At 63.7% G+C, this 17,245-nt stretch carries 12 protein-coding genes; 5 read left to right on the forward strand and 7 right to left on the reverse strand.

From position 1 onward, the window contains the following. Window positions 1-74 precede the first annotated feature (74 nt). A complete protein-coding gene (locus tag ABQM86_RS15775) occupies window positions 75-1,523 on the reverse strand; it encodes an FAD-dependent oxidoreductase (protein WP_369744876.1) in 1,449 nt (482 codons plus the stop codon). A 117-nt stretch (window positions 1,524-1,640) separates the two neighbouring features. Here ABQM86_RS15775 and rarD point away from each other — a divergent pair, with 117 nt between their 5' ends. Further along, window positions 1,641-2,729, forward strand: coding sequence for an EamA family transporter RarD (rarD, locus tag ABQM86_RS15780; RefSeq protein WP_207594326.1), 1,089 nt, complete (start codon window positions 1,641-1,643; stop codon window positions 2,727-2,729). Between the two features lie 225 nt (window positions 2,730-2,954). Beyond that, window positions 2,955-5,483 carry a polysaccharide lyase 8 family protein gene (locus ABQM86_RS15785; protein ID WP_369744877.1) on the forward strand — a complete coding sequence of 843 codons (2,529 nt, stop codon included), beginning with the start codon at window positions 2,955-2,957 and terminating at the stop codon, window positions 5,481-5,483. A gap of 169 nt (window positions 5,484-5,652) precedes the next feature. Here the strand turns inward: ABQM86_RS15785 and gabT are convergent, their stop codons facing one another. Continuing rightward, window positions 5,653-7,008: a 4-aminobutyrate--2-oxoglutarate transaminase gene (gene gabT / locus ABQM86_RS15790; RefSeq protein WP_369744878.1), complete on the reverse strand. Its 1,356-nt coding sequence runs from the start codon at window positions 7,006-7,008 to the stop codon at window positions 5,653-5,655. Between the two features lie 46 nt (window positions 7,009-7,054). Then, window positions 7,055-8,485, reverse strand: coding sequence for an aminobutyraldehyde dehydrogenase (locus ABQM86_RS15795; RefSeq protein ID WP_207594328.1), 1,431 nt, complete (start codon window positions 8,483-8,485; stop codon window positions 7,055-7,057). Window positions 8,486-8,629: 144 nt separating this feature from the next. On the opposite strand from ABQM86_RS15795, the gene ABQM86_RS15800 reads away from it, so the two are divergent. The 3 genes from ABQM86_RS15800 (at window position 8,630) to ABQM86_RS15810 (ending at window position 12,114) form a co-directional block, all read left to right on the forward strand. Next, window positions 8,630-10,072, forward strand: coding sequence for a PucR family transcriptional regulator (locus tag ABQM86_RS15800; RefSeq protein ID WP_207594329.1), 1,443 nt, complete (start codon window positions 8,630-8,632; stop codon window positions 10,070-10,072). A gap of 78 nt (window positions 10,073-10,150) precedes the next feature. After that, window positions 10,151-11,437, forward strand: coding sequence for an MFS transporter (locus tag ABQM86_RS15805; protein ID WP_337339299.1), 1,287 nt, complete (start codon window positions 10,151-10,153; stop codon window positions 11,435-11,437). Then, the gene (locus ABQM86_RS15810) at window positions 11,434-12,114 is read left to right on the forward strand and encodes a FadR/GntR family transcriptional regulator (protein ID WP_207594331.1); all 681 of its coding nucleotides are present in this window, start codon (window positions 11,434-11,436) and stop codon (window positions 12,112-12,114) included. Before ABQM86_RS15805 ends, ABQM86_RS15810 begins: the two co-directional genes overlap by 4 nt. A 13-nt stretch (window positions 12,115-12,127) precedes the next feature. Here the strand turns inward: ABQM86_RS15810 and ABQM86_RS15815 are convergent, their stop codons facing one another. The 4 genes from ABQM86_RS15815 to ABQM86_RS15830 form a co-directional block, all read right to left on the reverse strand. Further along, window positions 12,128-13,507 (reverse strand): rhodanese-like domain-containing protein, encoded by a 1,380-nt coding sequence (locus ABQM86_RS15815; RefSeq protein WP_207594332.1) that lies wholly within the window; start codon window positions 13,505-13,507, stop codon window positions 12,128-12,130. A gap of 90 nt (window positions 13,508-13,597) precedes the next feature. Beyond that, window positions 13,598-15,064, reverse strand: a complete 1,467-nt coding sequence (locus ABQM86_RS15820) for an FAD-dependent oxidoreductase (protein ID WP_369744879.1) — start codon at window positions 15,062-15,064, stop codon at window positions 13,598-13,600. A gap of 20 nt (window positions 15,065-15,084) precedes the next feature. Then, window positions 15,085-16,362: a uroporphyrinogen-III C-methyltransferase gene (cobA, locus tag ABQM86_RS15825; RefSeq protein WP_207594334.1), complete on the reverse strand. Its 1,278-nt coding sequence runs from the start codon at window positions 16,360-16,362 to the stop codon at window positions 15,085-15,087. 90 nt (window positions 16,363-16,452) lie between these two features. Beyond that, window positions 16,453-17,232, reverse strand: coding sequence for a DNA alkylation repair protein (locus ABQM86_RS15830; RefSeq protein ID WP_207594335.1), 780 nt, complete (start codon window positions 17,230-17,232; stop codon window positions 16,453-16,455). Window positions 17,233-17,245 lie beyond the last annotated feature (13 nt).

Here is a 17,245-nt window from a genome sequence, read left to right on the forward strand (position 1 = left end):
TCCGCACTAACGGTGCTCTGCACGTGTGGTGGGCGGGACAGTACGGTGAAGTCTAGTTCGGGGAAGGGAGAATGTCAGCCGCGGGAGATACGGATCATTTCCTCGCGCGGAACAACCTTGATGCGCTCACGGACCAGGCCGTTGCCTTCGCTGTCGGGCCCTCCCCCGGAAGTCCACGCGGCACCCAGCGCAGCCTCGTGGGCATCGAGCCGGTTCCAGCCCTCCCAGGTGGTGTACTCGATCCCGCGCTCCTCAAGGAGATCGATAATCGCCTGCGGATCCGGGTTTTCGGCCGGGGGCAGGTTGAGCCTGTCTTCCAGAAGGAAGCCAATGGTCTCCAAGGCATCACCCTTGGTGTGGCCGATCAGTCCAACCGGTCCGCGCTTGATCCAGCCTGTGGCATAGATTCCAGGTACGGGCTCGCCGTCGGCACCCAGGACGCGACCGCCGTCGTTCGGTATGACGCCGCGGCGGGCATCGTACTCCAGCTCCTCCAGAGGGGAACCGTGATATCCGATGGCACGGTAGACGGACTGCACCGGGTACTCGATGAATTCACCCGTTCCCTTGACGTTGCCCGTTCCATCCAGCTGCATGCGCTCGAATTTGATCCCCGAGACCTTGCCGGGAGTTTCCGGCGAGTCCAGGATTTCCACCGGGCTGTGCAGGAAGTGCAGGTGCAGGCGTCGGGAGGAGGGCTGCTCGGATTCGGTGTGCTCTTCCACCAGCCAATTGGTCATGGTGTTGACCATGGTCTTGATCTGGTTGTTGGACTTGATGGCTTCATCCGAGGCCGCGTCAAACTCGAAGTCCTCCGGGTACAGGACAATGTCCACGTCCTTGCAGTGGGACAGTTCGCGCAGTTCCAAAGGGGTGAATTTCACCTGTGCAGGGCCACGTCGGCCGAAGACGTGGACATCGGTGACCGGAGACTTCTTCAGCCCGGCGAAGACGTTGTCCGGGATCTCCGTGACCAGCAATTCCTCCGGGTGCTTGACCAGCATCCGGGCCACGTCCAAAGCGACGTTGCCGTTGCCGATAACCGCGATCTCTTTGGCGTCAAGGGGCCAGTCCCGGGGAACGTCCGGGTGTCCGTCGTACCAGGAAACGAAGTCCGCGCCGCCGAAGGAGCCCTCCAGCTCGACCCCCGGGATGTTCAGGTCCGCATCCTTGATGGCGCCCGTGGAGAAAATCACGGCATCGTAGAAAGCCCGGAAATCGTGGAGCGTCAGGTCCCTGCCGTAGGTCACGTTTCCCAGGAACCGGATATCACCGCGGTCCAGGACCTTGTGCAACGCGTTCACGATGCCCTTGATGCGCGGATGATCGGGAGCCACGCCGTAGCGGATCAGCCCGTAGGGCGCCGGGTACGCCTCGAAAAGGTCAATGCTGACCTCCACATCGCCGTCCTTGACCTCGTTGGATTTGGTCAGGATGTCCGCGGCATAAACACCTGCGGGACCTGCGCCGACAATGGCAACGCGAAGTGGACGTTGGGGGGTGGTTGCGGCTGAGTTGGACACCGTTAGCCCTTCCGAAGCAGTGAGCCACGCCGTTGTTGGGGCGCGCAGATTCCAATTCTAGATGTCCACCCCACGCCCGGCCGCTTATATGGCAGGAGTCACGGAAATTCACCAAGATTGCGGAATATTGCGTGCCTAGGTGGTGTTGCCGACAATGTGTCGACTCCGGATCAGATAGCTGCCAGCTCTCCCACTACAAGTCAGCCCACGACGACGACAGCCGGGGGCGGCGGGCAAAGTACCGGCGGCGTCGGCAAACTTGGCAAGGGTTCCGGCAAGCCAGTACGCAGCGAGTCGACGGCGGGCATCCTCTTCGGTATAGGCGCCTACGGCCTGTGGGGCCTTCTTCCTCTGTACTTCTTCGTCCTGATGCCGGCCAGCGCCATCGAGATCGTGGCCAACCGGATCGTCTGGTCCCTGCTCTTCTGTGCACTGCTCATCACCATCACGCGGGCATGGCGGGTTTTCGGTGCCGCGGTGAAGGACCGTAGCGTGTTCGGCCCCTTGGCCCTTGCAGCGGGCCTGATCGCCATCAACTGGCTCACCTACACTTTCGGGGTCACCACCGGCCACGCCGTTGAGACGTCACTGGGCTATTTCATCAATCCCTTGGTCTCAGTCCTCCTGGGTGTCTTTGTTCTCAAGGAAAAGCTGCGTCCCCTGCAGTGGGCAGCGGTGGGTATCGGCTTCGTTGCAGTGGGAGTCCTGACCTTTTCCTACGGCCAACTCCCGTGGATCGCCCTGATCCTGGCCTTCAGCTTCGGCCTGTACGGTTTCGTCAAAAAGCGTGTGGGACCTAAGGTGGACGCCCTCACCAGCCTGAGCGTTGAGACAGTCGTCCTGGCTCCATTCGCGGCCATCACCATGGTGGTCCTGGGTGTGACAGGCGCTGAAACACTCACCACCATGGGCGCCGGCCACTTCTGGTTGCTGGTGGCTTCCGGTGTGATCACGGCCGTGCCGCTGCTCTTCTTCGGTGCTTCAGCCCGCCGTTTGCCCATGACCACCATCGGCCTGCTGCAATACTTTGCCCCGGTCCTCCAGTTCGTCGTGGCCCTGACGGTGTTCAACGAAACCATGACCACGGCCCGCTGGATCGGCTTCTGTGTGGTGTGGCTGGCCCTGATCCTGCTCACCATCGACATGCTCCGCACCACCCGAAAGAACTCGGTGCTGAAGAAAAAGGCCCGACTGGCTGCCGCGTAAGCGCGAGGACAGTCCGCCAAATCGCGGGAATCCTGCCAACTCGCCGGAAGTTTCCCGGCGAACTGGCACGGTTCCCGCGAACTCGCTTTTTGGCCACATCACGGGCTGTGCAGTTCTGTTCATTTCTGTTGAGAGAGCCGGGACTCGGACATAAGGTTGCGGAAACTTTCCCCACCACGTCCACCTCTCGCCTTCAACGCCTGGTCGCCCTCTTAGCTGCTTGTCGTGGCCCTTCCCATCGCTGGGGAGACCGCCGTCGCATATCTGTTGGGTGGGGTGGCGTTCCGGGCCGCAGCCTTGAACGGAGCAGTTTTGAACTTCAACGGACCCACTATGAGCCGCCGGACCCTTTTCCAAACCGCAGGGGCAGCCGCCCTCGCGGGTGCACTTCTTTCCCACGCCGGACCGTCTTTTGCGGCCTCCGATCCAGGGTTGCAGGAGCTCATCAACCGCAGGCGCCTGGTGCTGACAGGTGGCCGAAACGCAGCAGACATCCCCGAACTCGCTGCCCAGCTTGAAGGAATGGGCAAGACCGCCGAAAAGTGGTGGACGTCCATGGACAAGACCGCTGCACGAACGTCGCTGTGGAGCGACATCCCTTTGACCGGGATCGGACAGTCCGCCGCAGCTACCGGCAACATGGGCCTGCACTTCAACCGGCTCTACGACATGGCACTTGGATACGCGGTCCAGGGCAACCCCTACGCAGGGAACCCTGAGCTGGCCGCAGACATTGTTGCCGGGCTTCAACTTCTCAGCAGCACTGCGTACAAGCCGTCCATCAAAGCAGCAGGGAACTGGTGGTTCTGGGAGATTGGCGTCCCCCGCAAGACCGTGGACATCCTGACGCTGCTTCATGCGGAAGTCCCGGAAGCCTTGCGGACATCCCTGCTGGCAGCCGTCCGCTGGTTCGCCCCCAACCCCAACTGGCGCGGCCGTGCTACATCCCTGGCAGAAACCGGCGCCAACCGGGTGGACAAGTCACTGGCCTGCTCCATGCGGGGCATACTGGACAACAGGGCGGACGAGATCACGCTGGGCCGGGACGCCCTGAGCGATACCGTGCGCGGCGGGACCAACAGCGTCTTTACCTACGTGACCAGTGGTGACGGCTTCTACGCTGATGGTTCCTACGTTCAGCACTCCTACCTCCCCTACGCAGGAACATACGGAGTGGTGGCCTTGGCAGGGATCGCCGAGATCATCGCAATGTTGGGAGGCAGCACCTGGGCAATCAACGACCCCAAACGTTCCGTACTCTTGGACGCCGTGGAGGACACCTACGCCCCGTTCGTGTGGGACGGCCGCATCATGGACACCATCCGGGGGCGTGCGGTCTCCCGTCAGCGCGAACCCGACTACGTCAGCGGGTTCGGACTCATCTCTGCGGTCCTGTTGCTGGCACCGGGTTGCGACGAGCCCTACCGTTCACGATTCCTGGCTCTGGCCAAGGGCTGGTTGGAACGCTGCGCGGACCAGAAACTCGTGGGGCATCCGACGCAGAGCCTGGCAAAGTCCTTGCTGTCCCTGGGCGTCCTCTCCGATTCCGCCGTAGTCGCTGTCCCGGCGCCCGTCTACAGCCGCATGTTCGCCGACCAGGACCGACTGGTCCATCACCGCCCCCAGTGGGGCTGCACGGTGAACCTCTCTTCCAAGAGGATCGGCCGCTACGAATGGGGCAACAGCGAGAACAACCTCGGCTGGTACCAGGGTGATGGCATGACCTTCCTGTACACGCGAACCGATCCGTCCCAGTTCAGCGCTGACTTCTGGCCCACCGTGGACCCCTATGCCCTGCCCGGGACCACCGTCAATGACCAGGTCCGGGCGAGCGGTGCAGGGGGAGCAGGGACCGGGATCCCCCGCGCCTTCCAAGCCTTCGCCGGCGGCCTCACAGTAGAGGGCCGTTGGGGTGTGATCGGCATGGACCACCTCAACCACAACAAGACGCTTTCCGGCCGGAAGTCGTGGTTCTTCCTGGATGACGCGGTGGTCTGCCTCGGCGCGGGCATCACCGGCACGGGAGGTACGGCAGTCATGACCACTGTGGAGAACAGGTCCTTCCCCGCAGGTTCAGTGCCGGCTGTGAGGACCGATTCCCGAAATCGTCGGATGGGCGCCGGTGATACACCCGTTGTCGTGGAGCGTTCCGTGCACCTCGAAGGACACGGAGGTTACGTGTTCCTCGACGCACCCGGCGTTTCGGGAACACCCGAGGTTGCCGTCGTCAGCCGGACGGGAAGCTGGTTCGATGTCAATTCAGGGGCAGACACCGGCGGCACCACCGATCCCGTCTCCCGGGATTATGTGACCATCACTCACCGCCATGGCAAAGACCCGGTGGCGTCCGGCTACGCGTATATGGTCCTGCCGGCAGCAGGCCACTCCACCACGTTCTCCCAGTCCGCAAGCCCCGACGTGAAGGTCCTGGCCAACTCTGCCGGGGTCCAGATGGTGGAAGTGGCCAAGGACAAGCTGGTCATGGCCAACTTCTTCGCCGCAGGTTCCGCCGGCGGATACACAGCCTCCGGGCCGTGCACGGTGGCCGCGATGCAGTCCGGGGACAAGCTCACTTTGTCCGTGGCAGACCCGTCCCGGACGCAATCTTCAGTACGGATCACTCTCGATGACTCGGCGAGGTCCACGCTGGTGGATGCCGATGCCGGGGTGTCCCTGGTGAGCGCCAATCCGCTGGTCATCGAGGTCCAACTCGACGGACACGGCCACCAGAAAAACCTGACGCTGGGCAGGTAGGCGCGATCCGCCGTCGAGCGTTCAGTGTTCCCAGCGCCGAGATCGCGGGAACGGTGCGAGAACCCCCGGGAAGCTCCGGCGAACACGACGCGCTCCCGCGATCTCGGCGCAGAGACACAAAAGGAGGGCCGGGAAATCCCGGCCCTCCTCCTGTCTACAGTGTGAAGACTTAAGCGTGTGCCTTGATGGCTGCGGCGAGGACCTCGAGGCCGTCGATGAGCAGCTCGTCGCTGATGACCAGCGGCGGGAGCAGACGGATCACGTTGCCGTAGGTACCACAGGTCAGGATGATGACACCTTCCTTGAGGCAAGCGGCAGCAACGGCCTTGGTGAGCTCAGCGTTCGGTTCCTTGGAGCCGGGCTGAACGAGCTCGATGGCCAGCATGGCGCCACGGCCACGGATGTCGCCCACCACGGAAACTTCTTCCGCCAGCTCGCGGAGCTTGCCCAGGGCGAGCTCTTCGATGTGGCGGGCGCGGCCGTTGAGGTCGTGCTGTTCCATGGTGTCGATGGCTGCCAGTGCTGCTGCGCAAGCAACCGGGTTGCCGCCGTAGGTGCCGCCGAGGCCGCCCGGGTGGACGGCGTCGAGCAGGTCGGCGCGGCCGGTGATCGCGGACAGCGGGAGGCCGCCGGCGATGCCCTTGGCCATGGTGATGATGTCCGGGACAACACCTTCGTGGTCAACGGCGAACCATTCGCCCGTGCGGCAGAAGCCGGACTGAACCTCGTCGGCGATGAAGACGATGCCCTTTTCCTTGGCCCATGCAGACAGTGCCGGCAGGAAGCCTTCGGCCGGAACGATGAAGCCGCCCTCGCCCTGAATGGGTTCGATGATGATCGCGGCAACCTGGTCGCCACCGATCTGCTTCTCGATCATGGTGATGGCGCGCTTGGCGGCCTCAGCACCCGTGATCTCCGGGTTCTCTTCACGGAAGGGGTAGCTCATGGGCATGCGGTAGACCTCGGGCGCGAACGGGCCGAAGTTGGTCTTGTACGGCATGGCCTTGGCGGTGAGTGCCATGGTCAGGTTGGTGCGGCCGTGGTACGCGTGGTCGAAAGCTACGACGGCGTCGCGGCCGGTGGCCAGGCGTGCAACCTTGACGGCGTTCTCCACGGCTTCAGCGCCGGAGTTGAACAGCACGGTGCGCTTGGCGTGGTCGCCCGGGGTGAGGCGGTTGAGCTGCTCGGCAACTGCAACGTAGCCCTCGTACGGGGTCACCATGAAGCAGGTGTGCGTGAAGTGCGCGGCAGCTTCCTGGACAGCGGCAACGACGGCGGGGTCGGACGCGCCGACGCTGGTCACGGCGATGCCGGAGCCGAGGTCGATGAAGGAGTTGCCGTCGACGTCGCGGATGATGCCGCCGTCGGCGTCTTCAACGTAGACGGGGACGCCCGAGGCGACGCCGGCAGCTACGACGGCGGAGCGACGCTCTGCCAGTGCCTGCGACTTGGGGCCGGGGAAGGCGCCGTTGATGTTGCGCTTCTGTTCGATGCGGTACGAGAGTTCGTTCGCGGTGGTGGTCATGTGGTGGTTGCCTTTCTGGGAAATTCGTACGGGTGGGGCGAACGCGCTACGCGTCGAGTGCACTCATCACGTGCTTGATGCGCGTGTAGTCCTCAACGCCGTACATGGAGAGGTCCTTGCCGTAGCCGGACTGCTTGAAGCCACCGTGCGGCATCTCTGCCGTCAGGAGGATGTGGGTGTTGATCCAGACCGCACCGAAGTCCAGGTCGCGGCTCATGCGCATGGCCGTACCGTGGTCGGTGGTCCAGACGCTGGACGCCAGGGCGTATTCGACGTCGTTGGCCAGCTCGAGTGCTTCGGCTTCAGTGCTGAACTTCTGCACGGTGATGACCGGACCGAAGGTTTCCTTCTGCACGATGTCGTCGGTCTGCTTGGCCCCGGAGATGATGGTGGGCTCGAAGAAGAAGCCCTTCTCGCCTGCCCGGTGGCCACCGGTTTCGATCTTGCAGTTGGCCGGGAGGTGCTCCACTACGGAGGTGACGGCGTTGAAGTGGTTCACATTGTTGAGCGGGCCGAAGTAGTTGTCCTCGTCGTTCTGCGAACCGGTGTGCAGCGTCTTGGTGTGTTCCACCATGGCTGCCACGACGTCGTCGTGAACGGAGTCCTCCACCAGCACGCGGGTGATGGCGGTGCAATCCTGGCCGGCGTTGAAGAACGCGAACTCGGCAATGGCCGCGGCGCTCTTCTTGATGTCGGCGTCCTTGAAGACGATGGCCGGAGCCTTGCCGCCAAGTTCCAGGTGTGCCCGCTTGAGGCCCTTGGCTGCGCCGCTTGCCACGGCGATGCCTGCACGGACGGAACCGGTGATGGAGACCAGGCCGGGGACCTTGTGGTCCACCATCATGGCGCCGGTTTCACCGGTGCCGAGGACGACGTTGAGGACGCCGGCCGGGAAGATCTCACCGGCGAGGCGTGCCAGTACCAGGGTGGATTCCGGAGTGGTGTCGGAGGGCTTGAGGACAACGGTGTTGCCGGCAGCCAGGGCGGGGCCGATCTTCCAGATGGCCATGAGGAACGGGTAGTTCCACGGAGCAACCTGGGCTACGACGCCGATCGGTTCGCGGCGTACGTAGGAGGTGTGGCCCTCGAAGTACTCGCCTGCCGACTTGCCTTCCATGATGCGTGCAGCGCCAGCGAAGAAGCGGAGCTGGTCTGCACCTGCGGCGACCTCTTCGGAGGCGATCAAGGAACGCACCTGTCCGGTGTTGCGGTGCTGGGCCTCAACGAGTTCGTCGCTGTTGGCCTCCACGGCGTCGGCAAGCTTGAGCAGCATAAGCTGGCGCTGGCCGGGGGTAACGTGCTTCCAGGTCTTGAACGCGTCGGCCGCTGCGGTCATGGCGGCATCGACGTCGGCCTGCACCGAAATCGGCGACTTGGCAACGATTTCCCCATTGGTGGGGTTCACGATGTCCAGAAGACCCGTACCTGCCGGCGTAACGAATTCGCCGTTGATGAAGTTCTGCAAGGTTTGAACCACGGTGTGCAACCTCTTTCGGTGTCTGGGCATGGGTTTTAGCTGATCAGAGCCTATGCCAGGGAGGGGGTGCAAGGAATAGTCAGCTGCACACACAACAACCCCCGGCTTAGTGCGCTTGACCAGCCCCGGGTTACGCTTTTAAGCATGGCAATGTCCCTCGCTTCCCTCGTCGCTGTCCCCTCCCTGAAACTCCGCCAAGCCGGCCTCGCCGAGACAACGTGGAACCAGGACATCAGCTGGGTTGCCGTGACGGAATTGGAGGACCCACAGCGCTTCCTCAGCGGCGGGGAACTGGTCCTCACCACGGGGTTGCGCCTCAAGAGCGCTGCCGACCAGCGGCGCTTTGTCCGTCAGGTCCAGCGCGCAGGCGCCGTGGGCATCGGTTTCGGCATCGGCCTCACGCACGAGGCCGTTCCGGAAGCCCTCATTGCCGAAGCCAACCGCTGGGGCCTCCCGCTCGTGCAGGTGCCCTACGAAATCCCCTTCATCGCCATCGGAAAGCTCGTAGCGGAGTCGCACTCGGCGGACCACTATTCCAATTTGGAACGACTCCTGGCCGGACACCAGATCCTGGCCCGCTCGCTCCTCACCGGCGGCGGCCTGAACGAACTCCTCAAACAGCTGGGAAGTATGCTCCGCACTGAGGTTGTGCTCACCCAGTTCAGCGCGCAGCTCTACAACAGCGTGGCCGGGAAGCCGGCCCCGACGGCGGATGGCTGGGCGTCGTATCCGATTCCCACCGGCCGCAGGGACGCCTGCACACTTTGGCTCAGGCAGCCCTTTGTGGACTCCGGAATCGTCAGCTACGCGCAGAACCTCATCAGCGTTGAGCTCAATAACATGGTCAAGCAGCGCCAGTCCCAACGGGCCATGGCCGGGCAGGTTCTGGACGATGTTATCCACGGCACCCTGGAAACCATCGAGGCCGCCCGCCGCTTGGCCGGCGTTGGCATCAACAGCACCAGGAAGAACGTCGTCCTTGTTGCCGAATCCACCGCACACCACAAGCAACTGGTCAGCATTTCGCTGCCCCAAGCGCTTGAAGCGGGCGTCAGCGCCGTCGTCGGCAAGGACCTGGTCACGGTGGTCAGCGATGACGGCAGTTCCGCCACGGCTTTGGCCAAGAGCCTCAGCGATCATCTTCAGGAGGCCGGAATCCATGCCGTGATCGGCATCGGCGGCGCCTACACCAAGCCGAACGGTTTGCGCTGGAGCTACTTTGAGGCGCGCGACGCCGTGGCGCACGGCTTGCCGGTCAACGAGCCGGAACGCCTCAGCCTGACATCCCTGTTGCTGGCCAGCGAGGACGTTCCTCTCGCGGACATGGCCAGCGAGTCCCTCACACCACTGCGGAAGTTCGACGCCGCCCACGGGGCCGAACTGGTGGCCACACTGGAAAGCTATCTGAACCACAACGGGTCAGTGGCTGCAGTGGCGGAAGCCCTGACGTTGCACCGGAATACAGTGCGGTACCGCCTTGCACAGATCACCGAATTGACGGGCTACGACCCCTCCCAAACGCCGGACCGTGTGCAGCTGTGGCTGGCCTTGGCGGTGCAGCGTTTGGGCTCGCGCAACCCGCGCTGAAACGCCTCCCGCGACCATATGCGGAGAGCTTCGCCACATAACTCTAGACATTAGACGTCAAACGTCTAACCTTTAGGTATGGCCGCGACGACTCCTCTTACCCCCAGCACTGGAAACATCCCTACTGTTAGCCCTGCCCAGGTGACGCCCGGGCTTTCGGCAAGCCCGGCAGTCCCCAAGACGCGCGTCGTCGCCGTCGTCGGCATTATTGCCGTGGTGCTCATCGGCCTGAACCTGCGGGCCGGCATCACCAGCGCCGCAGCCCTGTTCCACGAACTGCAGCAGGTCCTGGGGTATGGGGCCTTGGTGGCTTCCATCCTGCCTTCCATTCCGCTTTTGTGCTTCGCCGTCGCGGGCATGGGAACGTCCTGGCTGACTCGGCGGGTCGGCGTCGAGAAAGCCATCGCCATTGCTTTAGCGCTGCTGGCCGGCGGATTGCTGGTGCGTGGCGTTCCGGTGACGGGCGCCCTCCTCGGTGGCACCGTCCTGGCCATGTCCGGACTGGCAGTATGCAACGTGGCCATGCCGTCATTCATCCGCGAGCACTACTCCGAGCGCACCTCCATGATGACCGGCCTTTATACCTTCACCATGTCCGGTGGCGCCACCTTCGCCGCAGTCGTCAGCGTTCCCTTGGCGCAGGAACTCGGGTCACCCTCCATGGGTCTGGCTGCCTGGGGCCTGCTGGGTGTCGCAGCCCTCCTCGGCTTCCTGCCGATAGTCCTGCACACCCACCGGAACACCACCAAGACTGATCGGCCGCGGGTCTCCATGTGGCCGCTGCTCCGCACCCGGCTGGGCATCCTGATTACCGCGATCTTCACCTTCCAGGCTTTCCTGGCATACGCAGTGATGAGCTGGTTCGCCTACATCCTGACCTCCCAAGGCCTCAGCGCCTCTGAGAGCGGCCTGCAGTTCGGCGTGATGCAGTTGGTCTCCGTGGCCGCCGGCATGATCCTGCTCGCCTTCGGCTCCCGGCCCGGCATGCTCCGCCCCGCCCTCTACCTGGCCAGCAGCTCCACTTTGCTGGCGATTGCCGCCATGATTTGGCTGCCGACGTCACTGGCGGTTGTTCCGGCGGTGCTGTTCGGTTTTGGTTTGGGCATCTTCCCGCTGGTCCTGGTCATCATCAGCCGCAGCGGACGGTCGACTGCGGAAACCACCGCACTGTCCACCATCGCCCAATCGCTGGGATACTTGATTGCGGCAATCGGCCCGTTTGGCATGGGCCTGCTCCACAGCGCCACCGGCGGCTGGGTGCTGCCCCTGGGCCTGCTGTCCATCGTGGCCGTGGCGCTCATGGTTACCTGCCACATGCTCACCAGCAAGCGCACTGCCACCAAGACCGGACCGAGGACTGCATGACCCTGACCCCTTCGCATCGCCCGGCCCTGGCCGAGGAGATCACCGCCAAGCTGCGGGACATGATCAAGTCCGGTGAATGGCCACTTCAGGAGCGCATCCCTGCTGAGCCTGAGCTGATGTCCACCTTGGGTGTTTCGCGGGGAACCCTGCGCGAAGCCATCAAGGCACTGGCCCACTCGGGCATGCTGGAGGTTCGTCGCGGGGACGGCACCTACGTCCGGGCGAACAGCGAGATGTCAGGCGCAGCCCAGCGCATGTACCTGGAGCACACACAGGAACACATAGTGGAAGTCCGGCTCGGCCTGGATACGCAGGCAGCACGCCTGGCCACCAAGCACGCCACCGCAGAGGATTTGGCCGAAATGCGCCGACTCCTCGCGCTCCGCCATGACGCCTGGCAGGCCGAGGACTACCCCACGTGGGCCAGCGCCGACTGGGAATTCCACGAACGGGTTGCCTTGGCATCAGGTAATCCTTTGCTGCACCAGCTGTATGTTTCGTTTGGCGGGGTGTTCCACAATGACCTCCTCCGGCAGCAGCGCAAAGGCGGTTTCAACGGCATCCCCCGCGAAGGCCATGACGAGCTGGTAGACGCCTTGGAAGCCCACGATCCCGATGCCGCCGTGCAGAGCGTGTACCGAAACCTGGACTACTGCTCGGATCAGGCGCCGCGTTAGCTCAGCAACGGTTTTACGGAGTCGTTTCGACCCCTGCCCCTGCGGCGTCCTTGAACCTGGCGTTGATCAGCACCACCTTCCGACCGGCCCGGTCCAGCAGGCTGGCGGCAACACTCGCCCTGTAACCCGTGGCGCAGTGTACCCAGATCCGGGCATCCGGTAACTCCGTGATCCTGCCGAGCAGATCGTAGACAGGAATATTGCGCGCTCCCCTGACATGCGAGACCTTGAATTCTTCCGGCCGGCGGACGTCCAAAACCATGTCTTCCGGCTCCCGGCTTTTCAGCAACGCAGTCCAGTCCCCGTGCGGGTAGCCCACCTGTGGAGACCCGGGCGCCAACGCACCCAGATCCAAGGGCTTGGCGTGAAGCCCGACGGCGGCATCCGGACTGTCGATGCCGATCCTCGCCAGGTCCCGGATCGCCTTTTCAACCTCTTCCACCGGGCCCAGCAACGTGAGCGGCTGGTTCCACGGGATCACCCAGCCAAGGTAGCTGGTGAAGTTGTCGCCCGTCCCATACTCGAAGCTCACGCTGCCGTGAAGATGACTGTCCGCGAAGGCCACGCGATGACGCAGATCCACCACCCACTCCCCTGCCCGCAAGCGACGGCTCAGTTCCTCAGGATCAACTGAGTCCGGAACGTCAAGGGTTGCCGGGCCAACACCGGCGGCATTGAGCGGGCTCATGTGGGCGTAGTACGCAGGGTAGGCCGTGATGTTCTCCAACAATTCCGAGACGAAATGGTCTTCATTGGGATCCGTCAAGGCGTGGTTGGACTTGGCCTGCTCGCCGATCGTTGATGATTCCTGGTGGCTCGCGGGGCCGATGGAACAGAACGATCCGAAGCCGTGGGTCGGGTAGAGCGCCGCATCAGGATCCGCAGAGTCCACCAATCGGCGGACCGACGAGTACTGGTCGTGGGCCAGCTTCGCGGTGTCGTCCCGCGAGACCAGGTCCGTCCGCCCCACCGAACCGTAGAGCAAGCTGCCGCCGGAAAACACGGCCTCCCGGCCGGCGTCGTGCGTGTCATCCCGGACCACGTACGAGAGGTGCGTGTGGGTGTGACCCGGCGTGGCCACCACTGTTACCGAGAGCCGGCCAACATGGAGAACCTGGCCGTCGGTAACGGGGACACGGGCGAATGAAACCTCATCGGCAGCGTTCACCAGATAGTCAGCGCTGTGCTTCCCGGCAAGAACCAGGCCGCCTGTGACGTAGTCGTTGTGGAGGTGGGTTTCCGCTACGTGCGTGATCCGGACGCCGGCCGCCAAGGCTGCGGCTTCAACCCGGTCAATGTCCCGTTGAGGGTCAATGACCAACGCCACAGTGCCGTCATGCACGAGGTAGCTGCGGTCCCCCAGTTGGGGAGTTTCGATGACGACGACGTCCATGGTTCAGGGTACCGCTGAAGGTTGACCCCTTTAAAAGCAGCGGCGGGGCCACACACGTGAAGTGCGTGACCCCGCCTGCCATTACAGAAGCTAGACCTGTGCGGCTACGCCATCACGGGAGATGTTGACCATGTCCTCACGCGGCACAACCTTGATGCGCTCACGCTTGACCTCCACACCGTGGGAGGTGCCAGCCTCGGTTGCTGCTGCACCGAGCGCGAGCTCGTGGGCGTCCAGAGCCAGCCAGCCTTCCCAGCTGGTGAACTTCACGCCGCGGGAGTCAAGGAGTTCCACCACTGCGTCAGCGGCGGGGACCTCGGCAACCGGCAGGTTCTCGCGGTCTTCCAGGAGGTAGGTGACGGTTTCGAGGGCATCGCCCTTGGTGTGGCCGATGAGGCCGACCGGCCCGCGCTTGATCCAGCCCGTCGCGTAGAGGCCCGGAACGTGCTGGCCGTCGGCGTCCAGGACGCGACCGCCGTCGTTGGTGACAACACCCTTCTTGTGGTCGAATTCGACGTCCGGCAGGGCCGAACCGAAGTAGCCGATGGCCCGGTACACGGCCTGGACCGGGTAGTCGATGAACTCGCCGGTGCCGCGGGCGTTGCCCGTGCCATCCAGTTCAGTGCGTTCGAACTTGATTCCCGCAACCTTGCCCGGGGTTTCGGCGGAGTCCACGATCTCCACCGGGTTGTGCAGGAAGTGCAGGTGCAGGCGACGGGAAGCCTTGAGCTCGGAGAGGTCCTCGGGCTGCTCGGCGATCCAGTTGGTCAGCGTGCCAACCATGGTCTTGATCTGGTTGTTCGTCTGGACCTGGCGGTCGGACTCTTCGTCGAATTCGAAGTCCTCGGCGTAGAGGATGATGTCCACGTCCTTGGAGTGCGAGAGTTCGCGCAGTTCCAGCGGGGTGAACTTCACCTGGGCGGGACCGCGGCGGCCGAAGACGTGCACGTCCGTGACGGGCGAGCTCTTCAGGCCGGCGTAAACGTTGTCCGGGATTTCCGTGACCAGCAGGTCATCGGCGTGCTTGGACAGGACGCGGGCCACGTCCAGGGCCACGTTGCCGTTGCCCAGAACGGCGATTTCCTTGGCCTCGAGCGGCCATTCACGGGGAACGTCCGGGTGTCCATCGAACCAGGAGACGAAGTCGGCGCCGCCGAAGGAGCCCTCGAGTTCGATGCCCGGGATGTTCAGGTCCGCGTCCTTGATGGCGCCAGTGGCGAAGATGATGGCGTCGTAGTGCTTACGAAGGTCCTCGATGGAGATGTCCGTGCCGTAGTCGACGTTGCCGAAGAAGCGGATGTCGCCGCGGTCCAGGACCTTGTGCAGGGCGTTGACAATGCCCTTGATGCGGGGGTGGTCCGGGGCAACGCCGTAGCGGATCAGGCCGTACGGTGCCGGGTAGCGGTCGAAGAGGTCGATGCTGACGGTGAGTTCGCCGCTCTTGACGGCTTCGCTTTTGGTCAGGATGTCAGCTGCGTACACGCCGGCCGGGCCGGAGCCGATGACGGCGACGCGAAGCGGACGGTCCGCAGAACCTACGGGGGTGCTAATTGACACGGCTGTGTTCCTTCTTCTTCTCAGTTACTGCGGACGCGGGGACGGTTGGGAGTAATAGTGCTGTAGTCAGCGGTCTTGAAGTGCTGCGGTGCAAAGGGGCTGACACGGACAACATCGCCGATCACGATGACCGCTGGATTGGCCACGCCCACGGCTTCTGCCTGGTCCGCGATGGTCCCCAAGGTGCCAATGGTGACGCGCTGTTCCGGCAAATACCCGTTCTCTACGATACCTACTGGTGTGTCCAAAGGCAGACCCGAGCCTGCCAGCGCAGCCGCGGAATCACGCAATTGCGCTACTCCCATGAGCAACACCACAGTGTGATCGGGGCGTGCGGGGACTTCGGACAGCTCTTCATGGCCGGTCACCACGCTAAAGCCCTTGGCCAAGCCGCGGTGCGTCACGGGAATACCCGCAGCGGCCGGAACCGAGATTGCCGACGTCACGCCGGACACCACTTCAACCTCGACGCCGTTCTGCCGGCAGAATTCTGCTTCCTCGCCACCACGCCCCAAGACATAGGGGTCGCCGCCTTTGAGGCGGACCACGCGGTTACCCTGGAGGGCTTCGTCCACAAGGATCCGGTTGATCTCCAGTTGCGGAACCGGGTGGTGGCCGGGCGTCTTGCCTACCTCGATGACGCGGACGTCCGGGGCAAGTTCTTTCAGCAGCTCCCGCGGGCCAAGTCGGTCTGCAACCACGACGTCGGCCTGGCCAAGCAGGCGCCGACCGCGGACGGTGATGAGTCCCGAGTCGCCCGGACCGCCACCTACCAAAGCGACGGATCCGGCGGGCGTCTTGCCAGCGGCGTCCGGCTTACGGTGGCGTCGCAGCGGCAGGTCACCTGTTTCCAGGGCAGTGGCAACAGCATTGCGGAGAGCCATGGCACGGCGTGGGTCTCCCCCGGCGTTGATGGCGATCTTGACGTCGTCCACCACGGCGACGGCGGGTGTCCATGCGGCTGACGCTTCGTGGTCCGAGGCATTGACGCACCAGAGGCGCTGCGCCTCGGCGTCGGCCGATACCTGGGTGTCCACAGCGGCGGTGCCAGTGGCTGTCTGGACGAACCAGACGCCGTCGAGGTCTGACGTGCGGTACTCGCGCTGTTCCAGGTTGAGCAGCCCGGAAGCGGCGAGTCCGTGGAGGTTTTCGGTGGCAACGGGCGCGACGACGGTAACTTTCGCACCGGCGTCGAGCAGCCCTTTGGCGCGACGCTCCGCGACGGGGCCGCCGCCCACCACCAGCACCGGGCGGCCAAGCAGCCGCAGCGCGGTGGGGTAAATGTCCTGTATTGCCATGAAAAAACTGTAGGGCGGCCCCGTAACATGCTTCAAAGGCTCGGAAACACCCGGTAACGCTGGGTAATCCAACGTCACATAATTCCCGGCCTAGTTCGGGGAAACCCTGTCTTTAAGCGTCAGGTAGTGGGCCCGCTGCTCCTTGCCCAGATGCTCGATCGCGTAACGTAACGCCGTCCGAGGCATGGTGGCGGCGTGCTCGTCCAGGAACGCCAGCAGGCGTTCGCGGCTGCTGCGCCCTGCGTCGCGGACCCAGCCGCCTACTGCTTTGTGGATGAGGTCTTCTTTGTCATGCAGCAGGATCTCTGCGATGGCGAAGGTGTCGTCCAGTTGGCCTTCACGAATGAATGCCGACGTCGCGACGATGGACGTCCGGCGCTCCCACATATCCTCCGAGCGCGCCAGTTCATACAACGGATCCCGTGGCTTATCCATGAGCCAGCCACCCACCACGTTTCCCGCGCCCAGGTCCACGAGGTCCCAATTGTTGATGCGATCGTGGCGGCGCAAGTACATCTCGTAGAGGTTGCGGCGCCGCTGTTCCGTGGTCTTCTTTTTCTGCGTTTGGAGTGCCATGATCTTCACGGCTCCAGCCCTGGCCTCGTGGATGTCCTGCTCCAGGAGCTTCTCGATCTCCTCCGGTGGCATGGCTGCAAATTCCTTGGCCAGTGTGAAAACCTCGCCCATGCGGACGCCCAGGAAGAAGTCGCCCTCGGCATAGTTACCCTTGCCGGTCTTGAAATAGCGCTGGTATTTGGCCTGCTCGACGTCGGACTGCCGGGCTTGGAGCCGCGCGAGGAACTCGACGGCGGTGGGCTCGGTTCCCGGCGCCAACGCCGCTTTGGGTGCCTTCCCTGCCTTGGGGGTCATCCCTCCATCATGC

The sequence above is a fragment of the Paenarthrobacter sp. AMU7 genome, assembly GCF_041200195.1.
In the GTDB taxonomy this organism is placed as follows: Bacteria; Actinomycetota; Actinomycetes; order Actinomycetales; family Micrococcaceae; genus Arthrobacter.